General features: G+C 65.9%; 23 protein-coding genes. 9 read left to right on the top strand and 14 right to left on the bottom strand.

All coding sequences use genetic code 11. The features are described 5' to 3' along the window. Window positions 1-26: 26 nt before the first annotated feature. Together ACKY0X_RS05610 and ACKY0X_RS05605 are read right to left on the bottom strand one after the other, a co-directional pair. Window positions 27-1,238 carry an acetyltransferase gene (locus tag ACKY0X_RS05610; protein ID WP_409428639.1) on the bottom strand — a complete coding sequence of 404 codons (1,212 nt, stop codon included), beginning with the start codon at window positions 1,236-1,238 and terminating at the stop codon, window positions 27-29. 10 nt (window positions 1,239-1,248) lie between these two features. Continuing rightward, window positions 1,249-1,641, bottom strand: coding sequence for a nuclear transport factor 2 family protein (locus ACKY0X_RS05605; RefSeq protein WP_409428638.1), 393 nt, complete (start codon window positions 1,639-1,641; stop codon window positions 1,249-1,251). Window positions 1,642-1,716: 75 nt separating this feature from the next. Between ACKY0X_RS05605 and arr the strand changes: the two genes are divergently transcribed. Continuing rightward, on the top strand, window positions 1,717-2,127 hold the full coding sequence (gene arr / locus ACKY0X_RS05600; protein ID WP_409428637.1) for an NAD(+)--rifampin ADP-ribosyltransferase: 411 nt from the start codon (window positions 1,717-1,719) through the stop codon (window positions 2,125-2,127). On the opposite strand, the gene ACKY0X_RS05595 is transcribed toward arr, so the two are convergent. The 7 genes from ACKY0X_RS05595 to ychF all read right to left on the bottom strand — a co-directional run bounded on the left by ACKY0X_RS05595 (window position 2,064) and on the right by ychF (window position 6,679). After that, entirely contained in the window at window positions 2,064-2,375 is a 312-nt protein-coding gene (locus tag ACKY0X_RS05595; protein WP_409428636.1) for a hypothetical protein, read from the bottom strand. The genes arr and ACKY0X_RS05595 overlap by 64 nt on opposite strands. Window positions 2,376-2,390: 15 nt before the next feature. Beyond that, complete coding sequence (locus ACKY0X_RS05590; RefSeq protein ID WP_409428635.1) at window positions 2,391-2,717, bottom strand: hypothetical protein; 327 nt, start codon at window positions 2,715-2,717, stop codon at window positions 2,391-2,393. Next, window positions 2,714-3,121 (bottom strand): hydrogenase, encoded by a 408-nt coding sequence (locus ACKY0X_RS05585; RefSeq protein WP_409428634.1) that lies wholly within the window; start codon window positions 3,119-3,121, stop codon window positions 2,714-2,716. The genes ACKY0X_RS05590 and ACKY0X_RS05585 overlap by 4 nt, the downstream gene beginning before the upstream one ends. Window positions 3,122-3,217: 96 nt before the next feature. Further along, entirely contained in the window at window positions 3,218-4,225 is a 1,008-nt protein-coding gene (locus ACKY0X_RS05580; protein WP_409428633.1) for an alpha/beta fold hydrolase, read from the bottom strand. A gap of 128 nt (window positions 4,226-4,353) precedes the next feature. Then, window positions 4,354-4,968, bottom strand: coding sequence for a hypothetical protein (locus tag ACKY0X_RS05575; protein WP_409428632.1), 615 nt, complete (start codon window positions 4,966-4,968; stop codon window positions 4,354-4,356). Between the two features lie 276 nt (window positions 4,969-5,244). Further along, complete coding sequence (locus ACKY0X_RS05570) at window positions 5,245-5,613, bottom strand: zinc ribbon domain-containing protein YjdM (RefSeq protein WP_409428631.1); 369 nt, start codon at window positions 5,611-5,613, stop codon at window positions 5,245-5,247. Then, the gene (ychF, locus tag ACKY0X_RS05565; RefSeq protein ID WP_046283848.1) at window positions 5,606-6,679 is read right to left on the bottom strand and encodes a redox-regulated ATPase YchF; all 1,074 of its coding nucleotides are present in this window, start codon (window positions 6,677-6,679) and stop codon (window positions 5,606-5,608) included. The genes ACKY0X_RS05570 and ychF overlap by 8 nt, the downstream gene beginning before the upstream one ends. A 71-nt stretch (window positions 6,680-6,750) precedes the next feature. On the opposite strand from ychF, the gene ACKY0X_RS05560 reads away from it, so the two are divergent. Both ACKY0X_RS05560 and ACKY0X_RS05555 read left to right on the top strand, forming a co-directional pair. Next, complete coding sequence (locus ACKY0X_RS05560) at window positions 6,751-7,932, top strand: DUF6542 domain-containing protein (RefSeq protein ID WP_409428630.1); 1,182 nt, start codon at window positions 6,751-6,753, stop codon at window positions 7,930-7,932. A gap of 626 nt (window positions 7,933-8,558) precedes the next feature. Beyond that, window positions 8,559-10,289, top strand: a complete 1,731-nt coding sequence (locus ACKY0X_RS05555) for a SulP family inorganic anion transporter (RefSeq protein ID WP_409428629.1) — start codon at window positions 8,559-8,561, stop codon at window positions 10,287-10,289. Window positions 10,290-10,437: 148 nt separating this feature from the next. On the opposite strand, the gene ACKY0X_RS05550 is transcribed toward ACKY0X_RS05555, so the two are convergent. Further along, complete coding sequence (locus ACKY0X_RS05550) at window positions 10,438-11,454, bottom strand: 4-hydroxy-3-methylbut-2-enyl diphosphate reductase (protein WP_409428628.1); 1,017 nt, start codon at window positions 11,452-11,454, stop codon at window positions 10,438-10,440. Window positions 11,455-11,550: 96 nt separating this feature from the next. On the opposite strand from ACKY0X_RS05550, the gene ACKY0X_RS05545 reads away from it, so the two are divergent. Genes ACKY0X_RS05545 through ACKY0X_RS05525 form a run of 5 tightly spaced genes read left to right on the top strand, consistent with a single transcriptional unit; the run spans window position 11,551 to window position 18,092 of the window. Beyond that, the gene (locus ACKY0X_RS05545) at window positions 11,551-12,153 is read left to right on the top strand and encodes a lipid droplet-associated protein (RefSeq protein WP_065039346.1); all 603 of its coding nucleotides are present in this window, start codon (window positions 11,551-11,553) and stop codon (window positions 12,151-12,153) included. Continuing rightward, on the top strand, window positions 12,150-13,421 hold the full coding sequence (gene xseA, locus ACKY0X_RS05540) for an exodeoxyribonuclease VII large subunit (protein WP_409428627.1): 1,272 nt from the start codon (window positions 12,150-12,152) through the stop codon (window positions 13,419-13,421). Before ACKY0X_RS05545 ends, xseA begins: the two co-directional genes overlap by 4 nt. Continuing rightward, window positions 13,411-13,653 (top strand): exodeoxyribonuclease VII small subunit, encoded by a 243-nt coding sequence (locus tag ACKY0X_RS05535; protein WP_409428626.1) that lies wholly within the window; start codon window positions 13,411-13,413, stop codon window positions 13,651-13,653. The genes xseA and ACKY0X_RS05535 overlap by 11 nt, the downstream gene beginning before the upstream one ends. A 54-nt stretch (window positions 13,654-13,707) precedes the next feature. Continuing rightward, window positions 13,708-14,817, top strand: a complete 1,110-nt coding sequence (locus ACKY0X_RS05530; RefSeq protein ID WP_409428625.1) for an NAD-dependent epimerase/dehydratase family protein — start codon at window positions 13,708-13,710, stop codon at window positions 14,815-14,817. 59 nt (window positions 14,818-14,876) lie between these two features. After that, on the top strand, window positions 14,877-18,092 hold the full coding sequence (locus ACKY0X_RS05525) for an AAA family ATPase (protein WP_409428624.1): 3,216 nt from the start codon (window positions 14,877-14,879) through the stop codon (window positions 18,090-18,092). On the opposite strand, the gene ACKY0X_RS05520 is transcribed toward ACKY0X_RS05525, so the two are convergent. The 4 genes from ACKY0X_RS05520 to ACKY0X_RS05505 all read right to left on the bottom strand — a co-directional run bounded on the left by ACKY0X_RS05520 (window position 18,073) and on the right by ACKY0X_RS05505 (window position 23,309). Next, on the bottom strand, window positions 18,073-19,515 hold the full coding sequence (locus ACKY0X_RS05520; protein ID WP_409428623.1) for a PE-PPE domain-containing protein: 1,443 nt from the start codon (window positions 19,513-19,515) through the stop codon (window positions 18,073-18,075). The genes ACKY0X_RS05525 and ACKY0X_RS05520 overlap by 20 nt on opposite strands. A 256-nt stretch (window positions 19,516-19,771) precedes the next feature. Further along, on the bottom strand, window positions 19,772-22,354 hold the full coding sequence (locus ACKY0X_RS05515) for an ABC transporter permease (protein WP_409428622.1): 2,583 nt from the start codon (window positions 22,352-22,354) through the stop codon (window positions 19,772-19,774). Continuing rightward, window positions 22,351-23,121 carry an ABC transporter ATP-binding protein gene (locus ACKY0X_RS05510; protein WP_409428621.1) on the bottom strand — a complete coding sequence of 257 codons (771 nt, stop codon included), beginning with the start codon at window positions 23,119-23,121 and terminating at the stop codon, window positions 22,351-22,353. The genes ACKY0X_RS05515 and ACKY0X_RS05510 overlap by 4 nt, the downstream gene beginning before the upstream one ends. After that, window positions 23,118-23,309, bottom strand: a complete 192-nt coding sequence (locus ACKY0X_RS05505; protein WP_409428620.1) for a hypothetical protein — start codon at window positions 23,307-23,309, stop codon at window positions 23,118-23,120. The genes ACKY0X_RS05510 and ACKY0X_RS05505 overlap by 4 nt, the downstream gene beginning before the upstream one ends. A 183-nt stretch (window positions 23,310-23,492) precedes the next feature. Between ACKY0X_RS05505 and ACKY0X_RS05500 the strand changes: the two genes are divergently transcribed. Beyond that, window positions 23,493-24,839 carry a cytochrome P450 gene (locus ACKY0X_RS05500; protein ID WP_409428619.1) on the top strand — a complete coding sequence of 449 codons (1,347 nt, stop codon included), beginning with the start codon at window positions 23,493-23,495 and terminating at the stop codon, window positions 24,837-24,839. Window positions 24,840-24,842 lie beyond the last annotated feature (3 nt).

The following is a 24,842-nucleotide window of genomic DNA, read 5'->3' as shown; positions in this document are numbered from 1 at the left end:
GATCAGCGTGATCGGGCTTCCCGGTTTCAGCCACTGGACGCGATGTCGGCGGCCTGTCGGATCAGCCCGACCAGTGTTGGAACCAGCGCCACGACGTGCTCGTAGTGGTCGCCCCAGTTCACGTGGGCGAGCCCGAGGTAGTCCTGCCCGGCAAGCTCCAGCAGCGCACGATCTTGTCCCGTCAGTCTCGGTGCGACACGTTGCGCGGCAACGTCCTTGGGAACAATCTGCCCGGTCTCGATCGTGACCAGGATGCGGGCCAGGGTCAGCAAGAAGAATCGTTCCTCGCCCGCCGGGTCGTTCAGGAGCTCGGGCAGCAATGCGAGCTGGGCCTGGCGCAGAAGCTCGGGCGGTACCGGGGCGACGAGAGCGTCGAGAGGCTGGCCGCGCAGCACCCGGTGAGCGCTCTGCGCGGTGGCCAGCAGCACGACCACATCGGGATCGGAAACCGCAGCCGGCATCTGGCCGCCCAGCAGCTCCGCGCGCAGCCATTCGCCGAATTGGAAATCGCGGCGGGGCGTCTGCGGCAATGGAGCAACGTCGGCCACGACGAGGCTGGTCAGTTCCAGCGGCCGGCGGTCGGCGACCCCGGGAAATTGGGCGGCGTGCCCGCGCCACCCCGACACACTCAGCAGCATGGACACCAGCGACGCCCGCTCGGACTCCGACAGCGGGGTGCGCGTGAGAACCAGCAGATCGACATCGCTGTCCGGCCGCAGCCCGGCGGTTGCCGCCGACCCGTAGAGATACGCCCCGACCAGATCTCCCGGCCGACACTCGTCCAGATAGCTCAGGACCGGTGCGAGCAGTGCCTCCATGTGCAGCAACGGGTATGGCCGACCCGCATCGTCAAGCTCGCTGCGGCCCGTGGCGACGAACCCGCGCCGCACGTAGAACCTGACGGCCTGCTCGTTCTGCTCGTTGACGTCGACCAAGCGGATTCCCTGCTCGGCGATCGCGTGCTCCAGAAGTGCGCTACCGACCCCGTGACCACGCGCATCGGCGTGGACGAACAACATCTCCAGGCTCTCCCCCGCCGTGCCGGCGAAACCCACCGGCTCACCGTCGATCTCAGCGACGGTGAGACGAACACTCGGGAAGTAGGCGTCGGCCAGTTGGCTCTCGATGTCCGCGCGGTCGGCTTCTGCCAGAAAGTGGTGTGTCGCATCGACGGCGCTACGCCAGATCGCCACCAGCCGGGGATATTCGGCCGGACCGACGCTCTCTCGAATCCGCACCGACTACAGGCTACCGGGCAAGCGCGGCCGAAAGCGCTTTGGTATCAGGAAGAATGATCTCCTCAACGACTTTGCCCCACACCACGCGCCCGAAGTAGACGCCGCGATAGACGAGCCGGCCGTCTTGTTCGGTGTGGTAGCGGGTCGCCACACGGGTCGACCAGGGCCCGCCTTCAACCACGGTCTCGTCGACCACGAACCGCAGGTCCGGCAGCCGGGCCAGCAGCTGATCGCGCAGCCAATTGCGTACCGTCTCGGCCCCGCGAAGGTCGGCGGCCAATTCATGGTCGCCGAGGAAGACAAAGTGCATGTCATCGGCGAGTGGAGTTTCGTCGAACCGCTGCTCGGACAGTCGTTGCCACCCAGCCGCAGCCTGCCTGCGTACCAACCAGCGATAGATCATCGTGCGAGCGTATGCCCCGCGCCGCTCCGTCACGGGGAAAACGGCAGTCCGCCGGGAATCGCTACCCTTTAACCGATGGACTCGATCGATGACGAAGGCCCGTTCTTCCACGGCACCAAAGCCGAGCTGGCGGTTGGCGACCTACTGCTCGCGGGCTTCCGGTCCAACTACCGGCCCGAAATCGTCATGAACCACATCTATTTCACCGCCCTGCGCGACGGTGCCGGGCTGGCCGCCGAACTCGCCGCCGGCGACGGCACGCCGCGCGTGTATCGGGTCGAACCGACCGGTGCGTTCGAGAACGATCCGAACGTCACCGACAAGAAGTTCCCCGGCAATCCGACCCGTTCCTACCGCAGCAGTGAACCGCTTCGGGTCGTTGAAGAGATCGACGACTGGCCGCGACTGACGCCCGAAGCGCTTCAGGAGTGGCGTGATCGGCTTGCCGCGCTGCGCGCTGACGGGCTCGACGTAATCATCAACTGAGCGACGCTCCCGACGACACCGATTCCGCTGACCACCCGCTGAAGAACGGCTGCACCGCCGGCCGCCAGTGCCCGGTACGGGCCGATGATTCGCTCGATGGGCAGCCGCACGGTGTCGATCAGCCCGGTCACGCGGCGCCGCCTGGCACGAAGTTTCACCATGTAGTGGCCTCCGATGCACGCGGCGGCCACCACAATGACAATCCACAGCATCGCCGCCACCAGATAGATCACCTCAACCACCGACATGAGGACGAGCCTCCCCTATCGCCGTCGCGGTGAGGTCACCGACGAGACACACGTCGGCGACTTCTCTTTGGTGTCACGACGGGGACCGGCGGTTCCGTAGAGGCGGACACCGATGGCCTTGCGGAAGCGTCCTGTCAGCAACGAGCGAAGCCAAAAGACTAAACCGCTGTCGACCGCCATCACGCAGACGCGAGGGTCGCGGTCGAGGTTACCTGCAAGGCGTTCGGTGTACTGGTCGAAGTAGGCGCCGGTGCAGTCATCACGCAATACGGCGAGCGGACCGGTGTAGCGTCGCACGACATCGCGGACCACATCCCATTGACGCGCAAGCTCTTCTGTCACCGCAATACGCCGACAATGAGGAGAGTGCTGGCGACGATCATGGCGGGAGCCAGCGACACCAGCAGGAAGTTGACCAGGGCTTCCTTTGCCGCAGATGCCACATGGTCGCCTGCCGCGCCCGGCGCGAACTTCCGACCTGCACCCCATATCGCTGCCAGTTGCGTCGCCAACCAGTTTGCATATGTTCCGTACGCCAGCAGGGCCACGGCGACGACCTGCCAAACGTGCGCCAGATCAACATGTGGCCACAGCAGACCGATGACGATGAGGAACGGGCCGTTCGTCATGCCTTGCAGGTGGCTGGCCAGCCCCATCCGCGGATTCCGCACCGCCGGGACCGCTAGCCCTGTCACAAGACCGAGCAAGAAGAGGACCAGGCCCAGCGCGAACAGAAGGGTCTGCATGCTCAGATAGTAGAGAACGAGCAGCCGCCGAAATCCACTCTTGCTCGTAGACGTTTAAAGGTTCAACCGGAATCCGCTGGCACGGAATCCGTGGGGTCAGGTGGCGCTGCGGCTGTCCGTCAACGCGCGCAGCAACTCCTTGTCCGGATCCGCCGCCCCTGGGTCGGCCGCTCCGTCGGTGAGCAGCCGACGCCACCGTTCCAGGTCGAAATCCAGCGGCACCGTGTTGGTTATGAAGTCGTCGACGAGGTCAGCGAACCGCAGCGGGTCGTCACGGAACGGGAAATGACCGGAATCGACGAAGGTTTCCAGCCGCGAATGCGGCATGGCGGCGTGTGCCAGCTTGGCGTGCGAATACGGCAGCACCAGATCGTGGGTGCCCCAGACGATCATGATCGGGAGCCGTTCGGTGAGATAACTGCGGTCGAGCATGGTGACCATCTGCCCGCGCCAATCCACCACGGCGCGCAGCGTCCGCACGAACGCCGCCCGCTTTTTCGGCGAACTCAAATCACCTAGCACCCGCAGGATCTCGGGCAGATCGACCAGAAGCGCCGGCAGGTTCACCTTGTCGATCCGCCCTCGAACCATCCGAAGCGCTGTCTGCAATCCTGGCACTGAAAGTGCGGCCAGCGCCTGCGGTGCGGCCGGCAGCGACGCCAGCCGCAGCGCGGGGTTGACCTCGCGCTTCACACCGCCGGCGGCCACCAACACCAGCCGCTCAACCATCTGTGGGTACTGGTAGCAGAACTGCATCGCCACCCCGCCACCCAAGGAGTGCCCGATGACCGTCACCTGGTCAAAATTCAAGACCGACAGCAGATCTCGCATACCGTTGGCGAACGCGGCGACGGAGTAGTCAGCGCGCGGCTGATCCGAGAGCCCGTGACCGAGCAGATCCGGGGCGATCACCGTGTACTTCTGCGCCAGCAGCGGAATCAGCGGCGCCCATGTCGACGAATTGTCTCCGATCCCGTGGATCAACAACAGCGGCGGCCCGTCCCCGGCCAGCCGATACGCCCGGCGATATCCGTGCACAGTTCGGTATTCGACTCGGGCCGGATCATTCGAGACCGGCCGCAATCGCGGCTTTTGCGCAGCCATCCGGCGCCCCCTCTGTCCGCAGTTACCGACAGCTAACCGCCTACCGGCCCGTCGCGCACGCGATGTTTCAATGATTTAACGCGCGAGGTGACTACTCATTGAGTAGTCAGGTTATTGGTGCGTCTGCTCTATATCGTTTGTAACCCAGACCAGACCTTGCGTGGAACAGGGACTCCAGGCCGTCGCCATATGCCAGTTCTGCACGGCATCATTTTCGGTATGACGCGGTGCTTGAACTGCACCAATTCCCCAGCCTTGCCGACAGACGTTGCTTGAAAAACGGAACTCCACCACGTCGCCGTCGACCAATGCGACGACTGCTGCCCCTCCAACAGGTGAGCATACGGGTCTGCTTCGGCCCCAACGGATTCCGGCATCGGATAGTACGTCTTGATCAGCAAGTTGCCGTCGTCGTCCCAGGCGAAGGTCTCGATGCTGAGTGCAACCGCTACATTCGGCTCCTTGCCGAAGCGGTTCTCGCACACCCAGGCCATCTCATTCCCGTTGACCTGGGCGGTGATCATCTTGATCTTGAGCATCGATTGGAACATGTCGAAGGCGTCAGAGGTGGCGGCGGCGAAGCCGTGCTTCTCCTCGGTCCCCACCGGATCGAACATGCGAACCTCGCCCGGGCAGATTGTGCGCCACGACGCCACCCACTCGTCCTTCTTTCCCGCATTCCACAAATCTGCGTGCTTGGACGCATGTGCCAAACGTGCCTGACGGCTCGGAACCTTGCTCATCTCAGCCTCATCCCACTCAAGTCGATAAAGACCGTGGTGGTCACGATAGCTGGACACCTGTCCAGTTGAAAGGGCTACTCCTGAGGCTGTTGCCTACACGTTGAACCGGAGCTCCATCAGAAAATGTCGCTGTACGACATCATTTATGGCCCGCGTCCCGTCGGTAGCGGATTACCACGCGGGTCGACACCAGCGGATGGTCCCCAGGAAAACGATGTGCGCGCCGCCCCGCCCTGGCGTCGCAAACGTGCATTTTGGCCTAACGAGTTTCCGTCGTCAGACGACCTTTTTCACCACACTCGACTTGAGCTGCATGCGACCGAACCCTGGAACGTTTGCGTCGATGTCGTGATCGCCGACGCCGTCGGAGATGAGCCTGATTCCCCGGACCTTCGTCCCGGCCTTGATGACACCGCCTCCGCCACCCTTGACCTTGACGGTCTTAACGACGGTGACGGTGTCGCCGTCGGCGAGCGGATTGCCCACGGAGTCTTTGATCTCGCCACCGGCCTCCCGGGCCGACTCACTGTCAGATGCCTGATCGACCGACCATTCGTGACCGCACATCGGGCACACCAGGAGCGCGCCCTGCTCGTAGGTGAACGCCTCACCGCACTCCGGACACGGTGGCAACTGATCAGACATTGAACCGGAACTCCACCACGTCCCCGTCGGCCATGACGTAGTCCTTGCCCTCCATGCGCACCTTGCCGGCGGACTTGGCGGCGGCCATCGAGCCGGCCTCGACCAGGTCGTCGTAGGAGACCACCTCGGCCTTGATGAAGCCCTTCTCGAAATCGGTGTGAATCACCCCGGCCGCCTTGGGCGCGGTGTCGCCCTGGTGGATGGTCCAGGCCCGCGCTTCCTTGGGCCCGGCGGTCAGATAGGTCTGCAACTTCAGGGTGTGAAAACCGGCCCGCGCCAACGCATCCAGGCCGCGCTCACTCTGACCGATCGATTCCAGCAGCTCCATCGCCGACTCGTCATCAAGCTCGGCGAGTTCGGCTTCGATCTTGGCGTCGAGGAACACCGCGTCGGCCGGGGCCACCAGCTCGCGCAGCGCGGCGACCCGCGCGGCATCGGTGAGCACCGACTCGTCGGCGTTGAACACATACAGGAACGGCTTGGTGGTCAGCAGGTTCAGCTCGCGTAAGGGGGCGGTGTCCACGCCGGCGGCGAACAGGGTCTTGCCGGTGTCGAGGATCGCCGCGGCGGCCACCGCGGCCTCGTGCATGGGCTTGCGGTCCTTGTTGTTGCGGGCTTCTTTCTCCAGCCGCGGGACCGCCTTCTCCAGGGTCTGCATATCGGCCAGGATCAGCTCGGTGGCGATCACCTCGATGTCGGCCTCGGGGTCCACCTTGCCGTCGACGTGCACCACGTCGTCGTCGGCGAACACCCGCACCACCTGGCAGATGGCGTCGCACTCGCGGATGTTGGCCAGGAACTTGTTGCCCAGGCCGGCCCCCTCCGAGGCGCCCTTGACGATGCCGGCGATGTCGACGAACGTCACCGGAGCCGGCAGGATCCGCTCGGAACCGAAGATCTCGGCCAGCTTGGTCAGCCGGGGGTCGGGCAGTGGCACCACGCCCTCGTTCGGCTCGATCGTCGCGAACGGGTAGTTGGCGGCCAACACATCGTTGTGTGTCAGCGCGTTGAACAGGGTCGACTTACCAACGTTGGGCAACCCCACGATTCCGAGACTCAGGCTCACGGGTAGCCAAGTCTAAGGCCCGGGGCGTGCCGCCGTGCGCCCCCGCCGCCGCCAGCCGGTACCGTCAGTGTGTGGCAGTAGCGCGGGAGAAGTCGGCAGTGGCCGCTGACCACCGTTCGATCTTGCCGAGCATCGCCGGTTTGCCGTGGTGGAGTGCCGTGGCGGTGGCGGTGGTCGCGACCGCGATCGGAGTGGCGTTCGACGCCGGCTCCGGCGACAAAGAACTGACCATCGTCTTCTCCGCCCTCTACGCGATGGGCTGCATCGCCGCGGTGCTCATGGTGCAGCAATCGGCGGTGTTCACGACGGTGGTCCAACCCCCGTTGATCCTGTTCGTGAGCGTGCCCGGCGCGTACTGGATGCTGCGCGGCGGCGGGTTCCCCGGCCTCAAGGCCATCGTCATCAACTGCGGCTATCCCCTGATCGAACGATTCCCGCTGATGCTGTTCACGGCCGCGGCCGTGCTGCTGATCGGAATGGTCCGCTGGTATCTCGGGATGCTGGGCGGAACCGCCAAGCGCGAAGCCCGCGATACCGAAGACGACGCCACCCCGAAACCGGCCACACTCAGCGACCGTATCGGCGCCATGCTCACCGCCGCCCTCACCCGCAACCCCGCGCACGCCATCGAGAAGCCGGCTTCCCGCGAGGAGCGCCCGGGCCAGCGTCCCCGTCGCGCCACCGCGGAGGCCCGCCGGGCCGCGCGCCAGGGTTCTGGGTCCCGATCCCGGACCCGCTCCACCGAGCGCCGCGCCGCGGCCAACGGCTCGGCGCCGACGCGTTCCCGGCACGTCCGGCCGGACATCGACGCCGCCCGCGCCGCAGACCACCCACGCCCGCGTCGCCGTCCGGCCGCCGAGGGACGCGACGAGCCCATGCAGCGGCGGCGACGCCCCGCTCCCGAGGCCCACGACGAGCGCCAGCCCCGCCGGCGTCCGGCGCCCGACTGGCAAGACGAGCCGCGGCGGCGTCCGCGGCCGCCCCAGGACGGGTCGCGCTCAGCTGACCCACATTCGAGGACTAATCGGGATCCGCATCCGCGCAGCTACCGCCCCTCCGATGCACCCGAATCGATGCCCCGGCGCCGACCGGCTCCGACGGGCGCCGAGGGCCGCGGCAACGGAACCGGCACTCGCCACCCCGTTTCCCAGGTGCGCTACCGCAGGTCAGGAGCCGACGAGGCCGACGCGGCGCCCCGGGCCGGCTCCCGTCCACCGCGCAATGAAGTCGACTCCTGGGAGTACGACGTCTAGCCCAGGTGACTTAAGCCGCGGCACTTAAGCCTCGAGCCACCGATGAAACGGGGGCTGCAGAGGTGTTGAAACGACCAAAAATTCCTACTGGGCCGGGATGAGCCATCGACACCCAACTGAAACTGGCTCGCGCAGCTATACCGGCGCCTTGAGAAAAGCCCATTCCGATGTCTCGAACACCAAAACTGCTCACTTGCTGTGAACTTAGCTGCCAACTTGCTGTGAATGCGATATTGCGGCCGCGCCCCGCGCCCAAGTCCGGAATGAACGTGCTCAAACGGGCGCTGACGGCCTGCAACCGCTGGGTTGACCGAGGGCCACAGGCGGGATCTGCGCATGTCAACCGATGTATTCGGCACGGGACACCATGATGACCCTCAAGCTGGCGCCGGTGCGGGCCGGGTTGGGGTCGGTCGTCGTATCAACCCGACAGTTCGGCGTTACTGCAGGACGGATTTTCCGGTGACTGCCGTCCAAGTGGCGAATTTTGAGGTAACGGCTATCATGCGATTTGTCCGCCCCCGCCCCCGTATTGCCGTCCTCCCGTCATGAATTCGGGTTGACGCTGCGCGTATTTCGGCAGCGCTTTACCCCCACTCTTTAAGCCGCCGCCGGAGAGCTGATCCATGCCCCAGAATCTGACCGTTCCTACCGAAAAGCCGCGCAATGGCCTGGCCGGTCTCAAACATTGGCGCTACGATCTGCGGTCGGGTTTCACGGTGGCCATGATCTCGCTGCCGTTCTCGATGGGAATCGCCATCACCTCGGGAGCGCCGCCAATCTGCGGGATTGTGTCGGCGATCATCGCCGGTTTTGTCCTGCCGTTTTTGGGCGGCTCGTATGTGACCATCAGCGGCCCGGCGGCGGGACTGGCGCCGGTCCTATTCGCCGGCATGATCACGTTGGGACAGATCCGCCTGGGCGAGGGCGCCTCGGAATCCGAGTTGCTTGCGGTGGGATATCCCCTGGTTCTGGTTGCCATCGCCATCGCGGGCGTGGTGCAGTTGATCCTTGCCAGGTTCAAGGTGGCCCGCCTGAGCGCCATCTTCCCGGCGGCGGCCATTCAGGGCATGCTGGCCGCGATCGGCCTGATGATCATCGCCAAGCAGATCCCGCTGTTTATGGGTGTGCCGTTCGGGGCCCGCGAATTCTGGGCGATTCTGGCCGAAGTTCCCCGCCATGTCGGGTCGATGAACGTTCAGGTCTTCGTCCTGGGGATCGGTTGCCTGGCGGGGCTTTTCGTGCTGACGGCGATGCCCGGGCGAATGCTGAAAGTGATGCCGCCTCCGGTCTGGGTGTTCTTCGCCGGCACGCTCGCCAGCGTATTCATCCTGAAATTGGACAGGCACTACCTGATCAACGTCCCCGATTCGGTAATGGACGGGGTTGTCATGCCTCAGTTCGGAACCGTGTTCGCCCATCCCGAACTTTGGCTGGCGCTGGCCTACCTGGTCGTCACCCTGGTCTTGATCGACGGGGCCGAGTCACTGGCCACGATCGCGGCCGTGGACAAAATCGATCCCTTTCGCCGCCGCTCGGACCCGGATCGGACCCTTCAGGCCATGGGCGCGTCTAACGTCGCCTCCAGCGCGCTCGGTGGATTGACCATCATCCCCGGCATGATCAAGAGCACCGCCAATATTCTGGGCGGCGGCCGGACCCAGTGGGCCAACTTTTACAACGCCTGCTTCCTACTGATTTTCGTGCTGCTGTTCAGCAACCTGATCAACATGGTCCCTTTGACGGTGTTGGCCGCCGTCCTGGTGTTCATCGGCTACAAACTGTGTAAGCCCGCGGTTTGGCTCAATGTTGCACGGGTCGGTGCGGAGCAGTTCGTCGTCTTCGCGGTCACCTTGCTCGTGACGTTGACGACGGATCTGCTCGTCGGCCTTCTCGCCGGCGTCGCCGTGAAATTGGTGCTGAATCTGTGGTTGGAGAGCCTTTGGCACACGCTGCGCAACCGCTCGGATTCCGCCAATTCGAGTCTGGTCAGCCGCTTGCTCAGTCTCTTCCGCAATCCCGTGTCGCATAGGGATTTCGATGAGGGTGCCTACCACCTGTATCTGGACGGTTCCCTGGTGTGTTTCAACCTGTTCCACGTAATTCGGGAGTTGGGGCAGTTTCCGCCGGACACACAGACGGTGCAACTACACCTGAGCTGGCGCGTGCCCCTCGTCGATCACACGACGAGTGAGACCCTTCGATATTTCCTGGAGGAGTTCAGCGGCCAGGACGACAGTCCGACGCTGGTGATCGAGGGGTGGGACCACATGCGGCCCCTTTCCAATCACGAGACAAGTACGCGGATCGCCCTGGCCAACGTCGATGCGTTCGAGAGCCCCAAAACAACGGATTGACTGCTGACATTTCCGGAGCCGATGGCGCCGACCAGTCCCCCGCAAGCGGGAGGTGCCCCCAGCGCCCGGCTGACGCCGCGCTTGCGATCGACGCCGCCCGATGGCGCCGACCCGCAGCGCCCGGCTGACGCCGCGCTTGCGATCGACGCTAGCGGCGATCCGGCCGGATCTCGCGAGGCAAGGCGAACACCAAGGTCTCGTTGGCGGTGGCCACCGGGTACACCGTGCCGTAGCCGTACTCGGCAAGGCGCTCGAGCACCCCACGGACCAGGATCTCGGGCACCGAGGCACCCGAGGTGACGCCGATGGTCTGCACCTCGCCTGCTTGCGGAGCCAGCCACGCCGGGTCGATGTCGTCGGCGTAGTCGACCAGGTGGGCAGCGCGGGCACCGGCGCCCAGCGCCACCTCGACCAGTCGGCAGGAGTTCGAGGAGTTCCGCGAGCCCACCACGATCACCAGCTCGCACTCGGGGGCCATCGCCTTGACCGCGGTCTGGCGGTTCTGGGTGGCGTAGCAGATGTCGTCGCTGGGCGGATTCTGCAGGTTCGGGAAGCGCTCACGCAGCTTGAGCACCGTCTGCATGGTCTCGTCGACGCTGAGCGTGGTCTGCGACAGCCACACGATCTTGTTCTCGTCGCGGACGGTCACGGCGGCTACAGCATCTAAGCCGTCGACCAGCTGCACGTCGTTGGGGGCCTCGCCGATGATCCCGACGACCTCTTCGTGGCCGGCGTGGCCGATCAGCAAGATGTCGTACCCATCGCGGGCGAATCGCTTGGCTTCGTTGTGCACCTTGGTCACCAACGGGCAGGTCGCGTCGATCACCCGCAGGCTGCGTTCGGCGGCCGTCTCATGCACCGTCGGGGCCACGCCGTGGGCGGAGAACACCACGATCGCGCCTTCGGGCACCTGATCGGTCTCGTCCACGAAGACCGCACCCTTATTGGTCAGGGTGTCCACGACGTGCTTGTTGTGCACGATCTCGTGCCGCACGTACACCGGGGCGCCGTGCTTCTCCAGGGCCCGCTCGACGGTCTCGACCGCCCGGTCCACGCCCGCGCAGTACCCGCGTGGCTCCGCCAGCAGCACCCGCTTGCCGGCGGGGGCGCCGCCCACCCGCGCGGCTGAACTGTAGGCGATCTCCACGTCGACGGTTTGCGGCATGGCAACCAGCGTACGGTCTGCCGACACGCAACCGCCAGCTCGCGTCATGCCGGTCAATACTTGGAGATGACCGGCAGGTAAGGCAGGCTGGGGGCCATGGCAACTGCACCCTTTGGAGTCCGGCTTCTGGTCGGCGCGGCCACCGTCGCGGTCGAGGAGACCCTGAAGCTGCCGCAAACCATCCTGACCTACCCGATGACGCTGGCCAGCCAGGCCGCGCACGCGGTGATGCGCTGGCAGCAGGGTGTCGCCGAGCTGGTCAACAAGGGAGACACCACTCTCGAGTCGCTGTTCCCGCCGAAGGATGAGCAGCCGGAGTGGGCAACCTTCGACGACGACATCGAGGACAATTTCGACGGTGGTGCCGCGACCTTCGACGACGACGACACCGACCCGCGCACCGAGGGGCGCTTCGCCCTCTATTCGTTCAGCGAAGACGGCGCTGCTCCGCCGAGCGCACCCGCCGACAACGAGGCCCCGGCCGGGCGCAATGGTGCCGCGGACCCGACGGTGCCCACCCCCGACCTGGTCGACGAGCTCGACTACGGCTCGCTGACCCTGGCCCAGCTGCGGGCCCGGCTGGCCTCGCTCAGCCTCGACGAGCTGGAGACCCTGCTCGCCTACGAAGAGGCCACCAAGGCCCGGGCACCGTTCCAGACGCTGCTGGCCAACAGGATCACCCGCACCACCGCGAAGTGACCGCCCCCGCGCCGGGCGAATCCGCCGAAAACCCGTTCCCGGTCCGCGCGGTTGCCATCCGGGTCAAGGGCTGGATCGACCGGCTGGGTTCGGTGTGGGTGGAAGGGCAGCTCACCCAGATCAATCTGCGCCCGGGCGTGCGGACCGTGTTCATGGTGTTACGCGATCCGGCCGCCGACATGTCCCTGACAGTGACGTGCAGCCCGGAAATGGTGGCTTCGGCGCCGGTCAAGCTGACCGAAGGCACCCAGGTGGTGGTCTGCGGCAAACCCAACTTCTACACCGCCCGGGGCACCTTCTCGCTGCGACTGAGCGAGATCCGCGCCGTCGGCATCGGTGAACTGCTGGCCCGCATCGAACGGCTGCGCCGACTGCTGGACGCCGAGGGACTGTTCGATCCGCGCCTCAAACGGCCGCTGCCGTTCCTGCCGGGCACCATCGGGTTGATCACCGGGCGCGCCAGCGCCGCCGAGCGCGATGTCATGACGGTGGCCGGCACCCGGTGGCCGGCGGTGCGCTTCGCGGTGCGCAACACCGCCGTGCAGGGACCGACCGCCGTTGCCCAGATCGTCGAGGCGCTGCGCGACCTGGACGCCGACGAAGCCGTGGAGGTGATCGTGCTGGCCCGCGGCGGCGGCAGCGTCGAGGACCTGCTGCCGTTCTCCGACGAAACCCTGTGCCGGGCCATCGCGGCGTGCCGGACCCCGGTGGTCAGCGCGATCGGCCACGAACCCGACAGCCCGTTGTGCGATTTGGTCGCTGACCTACGCGCGGCCACCCCCACCGATGCGGCGAAGCGGATCGTTCCGGACGCCGCGGCCGAACAGGCGCTGGTCGATGACCTGCGGCGACGCAGCGCGCAGGCGGTACGTAACTGGGTGGTGCGCGAGGATCGGGTGCTGATGCAGCTGCGCAGCCGACCGGTGCTGGCCGACCCGCTGCGCGCGCTGACCGAGCGCGGCGAGGAGGTACGGCGTGCGCTGGCCGCGGTGCGCCGTGACGTCACCCGGCTCATCGCCGTGCAGAGCGAACGGGTGGGGCATCTGTCGGCGCGGCTGGCTACCCTGGGCCCGGCCGCGACATTGGCGCGCGGCTACGCGGTCGTCCAGACTGTCGGCGCAGCGGGGCCGCACGTACTCCGGTCGGTCGACGATGCGGCGGCCGGCACCCGACTGCGAATCCGGGTGGCCGATGGGGCCGTGGCGGCGACGAGTGAGGGGCGACTTCTTGAAGGACGACTTCTTGAAAGACCGAGCGATGGCAGCTGAGCAAGCCGATCCGGTGACACCCGTTAGTGAGCTTGGTTATGAGCAATGCCGCGACGAGCTGATCGAGGTGGTGCAGCGCCTGGAGCAGGGCGGGATGGATCTCGACGCGTCGCTGAGCCTGTGGGAACGGGGTGAGCAGCTGGCCAAGCGGTGTGAAGAGCACCTGGCCGGAGCCCGGCGCCGGGTGCAAGAAGCGTTGGACGCCGAGCCCGGCGACGACGACCGCGCGTGACTTCCCTCTTTACAAGACCACGGGAACTGAAACACGTTCAGTTATGCTCGCCCGATGGGTGATCCTTCACTGACTACTGAACTCGGCCGGGTACTGGTCACCGGGGGCTCCGGCTTCGTCGGAACCAACTTCGTCAAAACGCTGCTGGAACGCGGCTACCAGGTGCGGTCCTTCGACCGCGCGCCGTCGAGCCTCCCCGACCACCCCAACCTGGAGAAGCTCGAAGGCGACATCTGCGACCCGCAGACCGTGGCCGCGGCGGTCGCCGACATCGACACCGTGTTCCACACCGCCGCCATCATCGATCTGCAGGGCGGTGCCAAGGTCACCGACGAGATCCGCCGGCGCAGTTTCGCGGTCAACGTCGACGGCACCAAGAACCTGGTCCAAGCCGGACAACGGGCCGGGGTGAAGCGGTTCGTCTACACCGCCTCCAACAGTGTTGTGATGGGCGGCAAAGCCATCTCGGGCGGCGACGAAACCATGGCCTACACCACCAAGTTCAACGACCTCTACACCGAGACCAAAGTGGTCGCCGAGAAGTTCGTGCTCGGCGAAAACGGTGTGGACGGCATGCTGACCTGTGCGATCCGGCCGTCGGGCATCTGGGGCGACGGGGACCAGACCATGTTCCGCAAGCTGTTCGAAAGCGTGGTCGCCGGTCACGTCAAGGTGTTGGTCGGCAGCAAGCATGCCAAGCTCGACAACTCCTACGTGCACAACCTGATTCACGGCTTCATCCTGGCCGCTCAGCACCTGGTGCCCGGCGGATCAGCGCCCGGCCAGGCCTACTTCATCAACGACGGTGAACCGATCAACATGTTCGAGTTCGCTCGCCCGGTCATGGAGGCGTGCGGCGAGCATTGGCCCAAGCTGCGGGTGTCCGGCCGGATGGTGCGCGACGTGATGTTCGCCTGGCAGTGGCTGCACTTCCGGTTCGGTCTGCCCGAGCCGATGTTGGAACCCGGTGCGGTGGAACGGCTTTACCTGAACAACTACTTCTCGATCGCCAAGGCCGGCCGCGATCTCGGCTACCAGCCGCTGTTCACCACCGAGCAGGCGATGGCCGACTGCCTGCCCTACTACAAAAAGCTCTTCCAGGTCGTCAAGGCCGAGGCGCATCCGCACCTGGCGACCGTGGTCGCCGAACCGCACCCGGAGTAGTCCCAGGTTTTCTTGCGGACGCGGTATCCAGCTACGGTCCGCGGTGACACGATAGCGACGTGAACGGCGTTGGGCCGCTGTCGGAACTGCCAGCCTTGGTGTGCAGTTCGTGCGGCACTGGGCTGCCCGCAACCTTCAAGTTCTGCCACGAGTGCGGAACGGCGGTTGCGACGGCCCCGGCACCGGCCGAATACAAGCAGGTGACGGTGCTGTTCGCCGACGTGGTGCATTGGATGGACATCGCCGCGGCGGTGGGTTCCGAGCGCTTACGCGAGATTATGGCCGACCTCGCCGACTGCTGCGCGGCGGTGGTACAGCGCTATGGCAGCACGGTCGCACAGTGGACGGGCGACGGGATCATGGCCGTGTTCGGTGCTCCAGTCGCCGTGGAAGACCACGCCGTGCGGGCCTGTCTGGCGGCTTTGAATGTTCAGGAGGAGTCCAAGCGGCTTGGTGTCGAGGTCGCCGAACGCGACGGCATCGAGCTGCGGCTGCGGGTCGGGTTGAACTCCGGTGAGGTGATCGGGGGCGGCATCGGCTCGGGACCGTTCGGCTACGCCGCGGTGGGTGAGCAGGTCGGGATAGCCCAGCGGATGGAGTCGGTCGCGCCGCCGGGCGGGATCATGCTGAGTATGTCGACAGCCGGTTTGGTCGAGGGTACGGCTGCGTTGGGTGATGTCGAGTGGGTTCGAATCAAAGGCACCCAAGAACCCGTAGCCGCCCGACGACTGTTGGGCATGGCCGAGCGGCATCGCGCGGTCCGGCGTGCGGAGTCCAGCCTCATCGGCCGGCGTGGGGAGCTGGCCGCAGTAGCGGCCATGGTGGACCGCGCGATCCACGGTCACGGCAGTGTGGCCAGTGTGGTGGGGGCGCCGGGCATCGGGAAGAGCCGGATGGCCCGGGAGGTCGCGGCGGCCGCAGCCGGTCGAGGAGTGAAGGTGGTGTGGACGTTCTGCGAGTCGCATGCCGGTGACATCCCGTTTCAGGCCGTATCGAGGCTGCTGCGGGCGAGCGTCGGTGTGGATGATCGGCGCGGCGAGGATGCCCGCGCGCGGGTCCGAGATCGCTTTGGGCATGCCTCTGCCCAAGATCTGCTGCTGCTCGATGATCTGCTGGGTATCGCCGATCCCGATGTGGCACTGCCCCAGATCGACCCGGATACGCGCCGCAGCCGGCTGACCGCATTGATCAACGCCGCGTCGTTGGCCCGCACCGAACCAACTCTGTTCATCATCGAGGATGCGCACTGGATCGACATCGTCAGCGAATCGCTGATCGCCGACTTCTTGGCGGTGCTCCCCCGCACCCCGTCGATGGTGCTGATCACCTATCGTCCCGATTACCGCGGCGCGCTGACACACCTACCCCGAACAGAGACAATAGTCCTTGCCCCGCTGGATGATTCGGATATTGCGACGCTGATCGGCGAGCTATTGGGTTCGGACCCGTCGGTCGACGAGCTGGCGGCGATCATCGCCGGGCGAGCTGCCGGTAACCCGTTCTTTGCCGAGGAGATGGTGCGCGAGTTGGCCCAGCGCGGGACACTGGCCGGCGAACACGGCGACTACGTCTGCCGCACGAGGGCCGCGGACGTCACGGTGCCGCCCACGGTGCAGGCGACCATTGAGGCGCGCACCGACCAGCTCAGCAGCGGGGCCAAACGAACATTGAACGCGGCCTCGGTGATCGGAGCACGCTTCGACGCAGCGTTGCTGCCCACACTGGGCGTCGATGCGGTGTTCGACGAGTTGCTCGAGGCGGAGCTGATCGACGAGGTGCATCTCACCGCGAGTGCGGAGTACGCCTTTCGGCATCCGTTGATCCGAACGGTGGTCTACGAATCGCAGCTCAAGTCCGATCGCGCTCACTGGCACCGCAAGCTGGCCGCCGCGATCCAAGAGCGTGCGCCTGGATCGATGGACGACAACGCGGCGCTGATAGCCGAACACCTGCAGGCTGCGGGTGAGCTGCATGCGGCGTATTCCTGGCACATGCGCGCCGGCGCGTGGTCCACCAACCGCGATCTGGTCGCGGCCCGAGGCAGCTGGGAGCGCGCCCGCCGCATCGCCGACGCGCTGCCGGTCGAGGACACCGACCGATTGTCGATGCGCATCGCTCCACGAACCATGTTGTGCGCCACCGATTGGCAAGCCCGGGAGGTCCAAGAAAGCCGGAGTCGCTTCGAGGAGCTGCAAGAGTTGTGCGCCGCGGCCGGGGACCAGATATCGCTGGCCATCGGGATGACCGCGCTGGCCACCGAGCTGCTCTACGCGGGCCGCTCGCGTGAGGGCTCGCAGCTAGCATCGCAGCAGATGGCGCTGTTCGAGTCGATCGGCGATCGCTCCCCGACCATGGGCTTGGCGTTCATCGCTTTCGTCAACTGGCTCTGCATGGGCGAAATCGACGCGATCCTGCGGTGGTCGCAGACCATCGTCGACCTGGCCGAGGGCGACCCGGTCAAGGGCGCCAATTTCGGTGTGGGATCCCCGCTGGCGATCGCGCTGGCATGGCGGGGCACCGCTCGGTGGTGGCTGGGCCGTCCCGGATGGCTCCAAGACCTCCACGATGCCCTCGCGATGGCCCGATGCAGCAACGCGGAAACCCTCGGCAGCACCGTCGCCTGGACCTACGGTTTCGCGTTGCAGTACGGGGTGCTTCGGCCCAGCGCCGCGGCGGAACGCGCGTGCCGGGAAGCGGTGCAATCCGCCCAACAGGCCAGCAGCGATCGCGCCCTGGGTTTGGCCGGGTACGCGCTGGCCGTCGTGCTGCTCAATCGGGACGCCGCGACCGACCGTCATCGCGGGCTTGAACTGATGGTGCAGACCCGCGACATCTGGCTGCGCAAGCGCGCTCTCTTCCTCATCCCGGTCACCGACGTGTGGACCGCCCGGGAAACGGCCCTGGGCGGCGATCGCAACGCTGCCATCGCGGTGATGCGCCAAGCTGTCGTCGAATTGCGCCACGCCGAGAACCTCTTCTATGGCATCTGGGCCACCGGCATCCTGGTGGAGACGCTGCTGGAGCGCGCCGCCGACGGCGATCTGGCCGAAGCAGACGAAGCAATCCACTGGTTGGAGAGCCTTCGGCCAGGTCAACGCTCGGCGATGTGCGAGATCGTCCTGCTGCGACTGACTGCCCTGCTGTGCCGGGCACGCGGTGATGTCGTCGCCGGCGCCGAAGTGGTGAATCGCTATCGCGCCCTTGCGGAATCGTTCGGCTTCGAACGGCATATCGACTGGGCCGAGGAACTGCTGGCTAAGAGAACAGCCCCATGAAGTTGTCCAACGTGCCGAGGACCGCGAACAGCGCTGGTGCGACACCCATTAGCGCGTCGAAGGGGATCAGTCCGGTATTTGCGGCCAGCGGGAGCCCGATCGCGTCCGCAAGGTCACCCGCCTGCAACTGATCGGCGAAGATGTTCGCCACGTAGGCGGGAAGACTGGTCAACAGGGTATTGATCGCATCGGCAGCGGGCACCAATGTCGAATAGTCGTAGGCCAGGGTGCTGCTGATCATGTTGATGATGTCTGCCGGCGACGAACTCAGCGTCACGTCCGAGACCGGGAAACCGCCGAGCCCGAGCATTCCTTCCACCACGTCGTTGAACGACGACGGTTCAGAATCGAGAAAGCCATGGGTGTAGAACGAGTTCGCAAACGGCATCCACGGGGCGATCTGGTCTTCGTAGCTGACCGGATTCGCAATTGCGTTGAGCGCGTCGCTGATTCCCTGCTGCCATCCGTTGCCCAGCGCCTGGGAAAGCTGCGCCGGATCGACCTGTGGAAACAGCCCGAAGGTGGTGGGGACATTCGCCGGGCCCTGATTCCAGCCCTCGGTGATATTGCCGTAGCCCAGGTTCACCAGGATCCGGGTGACCGGCTCCAGCAGGTCGTAGAGCGGCTTCCCGACCCCCGGAATCAACAGCAGCGGCATCAACAACGGCAGATTCTCGTTCGGAATCATGTAGTAGTCGGTCAGCCCGTCGCCGGTGAGTGTCGCCGATCCCGGCAAGAGAATGGCGCTGGCGATCTGCTCTGGGGTGAGGTCGGCGTAGATGAAGTGCTCCGTGAAGTTGCCGACCAGCGCGTTGAGCACCGACAACAGGTTGATCGGGTAGTGCGGGAAATCAGCGGTGGCGTCGTATTCGATGGTGTAGATGTCGGTCGGATACGCCTCTGATGGTGTCGCGGGGCCGAAGGGGAAGTCCACAGGGGTGAGCGCCCCGGTATTGCCGGACGGAAAGTCGAACGTGGTCAGGATGCCCCCGTTGGGATTGCTCGGGTCGCCCAACAGCACGAAATGCACAGCGTCGCTGGGGACACCCGCTTCCTGAAGCTGCGGCATCACCAACGAGGCGACCGTCGAGGTCTGTGAATAACCGACAACCACGAGGGGGTTCTCGGAACTCACGCCACCGGCGGCAATCTGATTCTGAATGGCGGACAACATCATCGGCTGGCCCTGGCCCAGCGACGTACCGAATCCCAGGCTCCTGATGCCGGTTATCGGATACAGCCCATCGGGCACGAATCCGGGTTGCACCGTCCCGGTGAAGCCATTGGGCTGCAGGTACAGCGTGTTGACCGCGTCCAGGTATTGCGCGGCCGGTACCGGGCCACCGCTACCGTCATACACCAACGCTGTACCCCCGCCGGTGAGCTGGATATCCCGGACCTGCGGGGCGGATGAATTCGCCACTGGGGGGACTGCGATCAGGGAGGCGCCGAGTACTGCTGCGGCCGTGGTGAAATGCGATCGCCGTATTGCCTGCATGGCCATCCCCGTCCTGGTGAGGAACGCCCGATTGGCTTGGCGCCCCGCTGTCAGGATCGTCACTCACATTGCGGTAGGTCGCGCTCAGTATCGAGCTACTGCAATCTCACGGCCTCCACGGCCGTGCCACTCAGTGGAGAGTTGAGCTGCCCGGCCACCGCCCTGGCCGATGCACTACATGTCAGGCGGTTCGCAGTACCTCAGCAGTCTCCAACCGCCGCGCATGGATCGCCGGATAAACCGCCGCGGCCAACACCAGCACAGTCACCGCGGCCACTCCGGTTCGCAGCGGCAGGCCCAGCACATCCCAGTCGATCTTGATGCCGTAGTACACCGGTGAGCCCAGCGACCAGAGATAGGTGAGGCCCACTCCCCCTAGCCCACCGAGAACCGCGACCAGCAGGCCCAGCAGTCCAGCGTGAGCGATGACGACGGCCTGCTCCTGCCCGGGATTCGCGCCGATCGCCCGCAACACGGCGCGCTCCCGCTTGCGTTGCACGAGCCCCAGCACGAAGACGTTGAGCACGCTCAACCCGGCTGCGGCCATCACCACGTACGCGGAAACGGTGAAGGGCTCCAGGAATCGCGTGAGGCCGACTGTGGCGGCGGAGCGCCACTGCTGGTTGTCGTACACGGACAGTCCGGCGCCAAGCGCCAGAAAATCAGCACGATGGGCGGTCGCGTCGGCGGCGGTCGGATAGCGCACGGCCACTTGGTCGCGCACCGCCGCCCAGTCCGAGCGGGTCAAAGGCTCCGAGGCCAGAACGATATCGCCCACCGCGGTGTCGTTGATCATCCGCGGTTGGACGATCCCGGCCACCCGGTATCGCTTCGAGCCTGCCACGGTGGGCAACTCGACCATCCCACCCCTGCCCACGCCGAGCCGGCTGGCGGCGACCTCGCTCAGGCCGATCTGCCCGTCCCGTAGCTCCTGCCAGAACGCGTCGGCGTCACCGGTCGGCTGATACAGCCCCTGGCTGTACCAGTCACCTGGCGTAACGCCGATAACAAGGCGCGACGACGTCCCCGACGAGAGCATCGATCTCCACCGCGACGACACGCTGTGCCCGCCGGCCGCGTCGGCTACCAGTTCGAACGTGGCATCGGGCAGCTGGCCGTCCCGCTGGTCGAGGATCGATTGGGCACTGATCAGCAGGGAGTCGGGCAATCGCTCGGCCTGCTGCGCGGCGACCTGCTCGGCGCCGAGCAACTGCATGCCCTGCGCTGCGATGGCCAAGCTGGTGCCGGTAGCCAGTATCGCCGCGGAGATGGCGAACAGCAGCGCGTAGCGCCGGACATCGGCTCCCAACAGACGCCCGACGTCGGGACGGGCAACAGTCAGCAGTTCGATCAGCAGTCCGGCGCCACGCGGAGCGAGCCACACCGTCATCAACGCCACCCCGAACTGCCACAACGACATTGCGTTGATGCCCACATTCAGAGGCAACGATCCGTGTTCGAAGATCATCATCACGACCACCGCGCCCACCAGAATCGCAGTCCCGGCCAGCAGCGGCCAGATCGGGATCGTCCGGGCGCGCTGCACCCCGCCGGCACTCGCCATCGACGCCAGCGGCCCTTCGCGGGCCAATCTGATGGTCGGCCCGATCATCGCGAGGATTCCGCAGACCGTCCCCGCAGCCGCGCCGATCAGGATCAGGCTTGGTGTGAAGTGCGCTGTCACGGTGCCACCCGAGCCGGACAACATGGACCGCCCGAACCGGTCCACCAGGTAGCAACCCAAGAGGAAGCCGCCCGGCACCCCCGCCAGTCCCCCGAGCAGGCCCACCACGGCGCCCTCGCCGAGCATGCCGCCGAACAGCCCGGCCGGCTTCGCGCCGATCGCGCCGATAGTCCCCAGCACCGCCCGCCGATCCTCCACGGCCAACAGAATGGTGTTCATCGCGATGAGGAAGCCGATCAGAACGCCGCACAGCGCGGTCAGGTCGAGGCTCTGTGTGGCGTTGGCGAACACGGCCGGCTGGTGCGGCCGGGGCGGGCCTGCCGTCGCGACGCCGGCGATGACGCGGTCGATGCCGGCGGTGATGTCAACGTCCGGTCTCGGCACGACGAACGCGGCGGTGACGTAGCCGCGCGCCGAGAGCAGTTCAGCGGCGATGTCCGCCGAGGGCGCCAGCAGGACGTAGCCGCCGTTGATGCCCGCCACGCGGTCGAACTCCGGGAAAGTCCACCCCACATGGGCCGAGCCGGGGGGCAGACCGGGGATGCGCAGCTCGGCGCCGAGCTGCAGGTGATGCCGCTGGGCGATCATCGCCGGAATCTGTAGTGGCACACCGGGTCCGTCCGCAGGCTGGTCATTGGCCCGCTGCTCGCAGTTGAACGAACCGACCAGCAGCTCGATCTGGCAGGACCCGCCGAGCAGGAAGAAACCCGGCGGCGGCTGAGCGGGACGGGTGCCGCTGCCTCCGGTGATGTCCACCGGCGTCAAGTTGGCGACGATCGGGATCACCGCCTGCGCTCCGGTGACCTCGGCGCGCAGCCGGTTCACCGTCTCGATCGGTAGCCGGCCGTTGACGTTCGGAGTGACCTCGACCACCCCACTGCCGGCGGCGTGGGCCAGCGACGGGCCGAATGCGTCGAACGGGCGGACCAGCTCGGATTTGAGGACCACCACTCCGAGTACCACCGTCACCCCCAGCGCCACCCCGATCACGCTGAGTAGCGTGCGACGCCAATCCGCGGCCAATGCGGCGAGGTGGATTCGCCGAAACGACAGCCATCCGGCCGACCGGCGCTTCATCATCGCCGCGTGCCGGATACGCCGGCGACTGCGTAGGCGCGCCCGTCGACCAGGTGCACCTCCCGGGTGCCGTAGCGTGCCGCGGCACGGTCGTGTGTCACCACCACTACCGCGGTGCCGTCTTCATCTGACAGCGAGCGCAGCAGCTCCACGATCTCCGTCGACGAACGCCGATCGAGGTTCCCGGTCGGCTCGTCGGCGAGGATGATCGACGGCCGGGCGGCCAGCGCACGCGCCACTGCGACCCGCTGCATCTGCCCGCCCGACAATTCGGCCGGCCGGTGTCGAGCCCGATCGGCCAGCCCGACCCGGTCCAGCAGCTCCTCGGCGCGTGCATCCGCGGCCCGGGCCGACACACCGTCGAGCACCAGCGGCAACGACACATTCTGGACGGCGGTCAGCATCGGGACCAGGTTGAAGAACTGGAACACGAATCCGAGGTGCCGGCGCCGGAACTCGGCGCGGGCCCGAGCGCTCATCGCCCACACGTCGTGGCCGGCCACGACGACCGTGCCGGTATCCGGAGCATCCAACCCGCCCGCGACGTGCAGCAGGGTCGATTTACCGGCCCCCGACGGTCCGGTCACGACGACGAATTCTCCCGCGTTGACGTGGAAGTCGAACTCGACAAGCACGTTCACCTGCTCGTCTCCCCGCCGGTATTGCTTGGAGACTCCCTCGAGCTGCAGTGCCGCCGGCTTCGGAGCACCGCGAAGGCGGTGTCGGCCGGAAGCACCCTGGTCACCGGCTGGCGCGGGTTGCACCGTCATAGGTGGCGCATCTCTCGCGCCATGGCAGCGTCCTCGAGCAGGAAGTTCAGGGGTGGTGGATAGTGAGCCCGTTCCGGCCGCCTCGCCGGGTGGAACAACGCCCGCACGACGTCGACAACGACGACCTCGAAGTGCTTCAAGTGCGGCGTCAGCAGCGGATGGGCGTGTACCGCAGACAAAGTGGACATGATGTGCGCCTTCTTTCTCCTGCGCTGTGATCTTGAAATCGTTGCTCGCACCTGGCACGACGAGCGCAGTAGCGGACCACTGCAATCTCGCCCGGTTTGCAGTACTGCACTACCGAGGTCGTCGCACGGCACACGCGCGACGATTCCCTCGGGCGCAGCAGCACATCACCGGTGGAGGAACGCATGACCGATCTGGCCATGGTCAATCCCGACACAGACGCGATGACGCCTGGCTCGGACCCACCGCCGGTTCGCCTACCCAAGCTCGTGCAGGGGGTTGAATTCGCCTTCTTCCGCCGCGCGGCGATGCGGCACTGGGTCACGCGGCACGGACGCGTCTTCGAGATCAACGTCCCCTTCTTTGGCCGATCCATCGTCGTTTCCGAACCCGCGCTGGTGAGGTCGGTCTATACCGCGAGCACCGACCAGTTGGCCAACGTGCAGCCGAACCTCAGCAACTGGTTCGGACCCGGATCCGTCTTCGGACTCGACGGCGGTCGGCATCACGATCGGCGCCGGCTGCTCGCACCGGCATTTCACGGCCGCAGCCTGGAAAACTACGAGAAGGTTATCGAGGAAGAAACCTTGCGCGAATGCGCAAACTGGCCTGAGGGCAAAGAATTTCGGATTCTCGAACCGATGAGCAGGATCACCCTGAACGTGATACTGCGGGCCATCTTCGGTGCTGATGGGACCAAAGCCGCCGACCTCAACAAACTACGTGAGATCGTCCCGCCCTACATGCGACTAGGGCAGATCATGGCCTTTGTACCGGCGCCGCCATTGTGGGCCGGACGCCGCGGCCCGTGGGCCAAGCTGGACGAGTTCCGCCAGGCAATCGACCGAATCATGCTCACCCTGATCGCTCAGGCCAATGCCGACCCGGATCTCGGCGAGCGAGCGGACATCCTGGCAATGTTGCTGCGCAGCAGGCACGAGGACGGAACGCCGATACCGCGACGCGAGCTCTGTGACGAGCTGCTGACCTTTATCGGTGCGGGACACGAAACCACGGCAACGGCATTGGGCTGGGCGTTCGAGCGGCTGCGTCGTCACCCCGATCTGCTGGCCGACCTGGTCCGAGAGGCCGACGAGGGGGGCAGTGACCTTCGCCGCGCGACGATCTTCGAGGTGCTGCGAGTACGCACCGTCGTCGACGTGATCGGCCGCCGGGTCAGGGCGTCGAACTTCGCCCTCGGCCCGTGGCGGATTCCTCAGGGGCGAACAGTGCTCGTGCGCATCGCCGATCTGCACGGGAATTCAGAAATCTTCCCGCACCCCGAACGATTCGACCCGTATCGCTTCCGCGACACCAGGCCGGTTTCACCGGCATGGCTGGCGTTCGGTGGCGGAGCACGCCGCTGCCTCGGCGCTGATTTTGCGATCGCCGAAATAGATGTCGTACTGCGGACGGTGCTACAGCATTTCTCGATCCAGACCGACGCTGCCGCCGACGAGAAATCGTACTTTCGCGGAGTCGCTCATACCCCCAAGCTTGGCGCCCGCGTAACAATGAACCGGCGAACGTAGACC

It is taken from the genome of Mycobacterium sp. SMC-11 (assembly GCF_046250095.1).
Classification (GTDB): Bacteria; Actinomycetota; Actinomycetes; order Mycobacteriales; family Mycobacteriaceae; genus Mycobacterium; species Mycobacterium heraklionense_A.
Note: the sequence above shows the minus strand (reverse complement) of the source record. Positions and strands in the feature narration are given on the sequence as shown.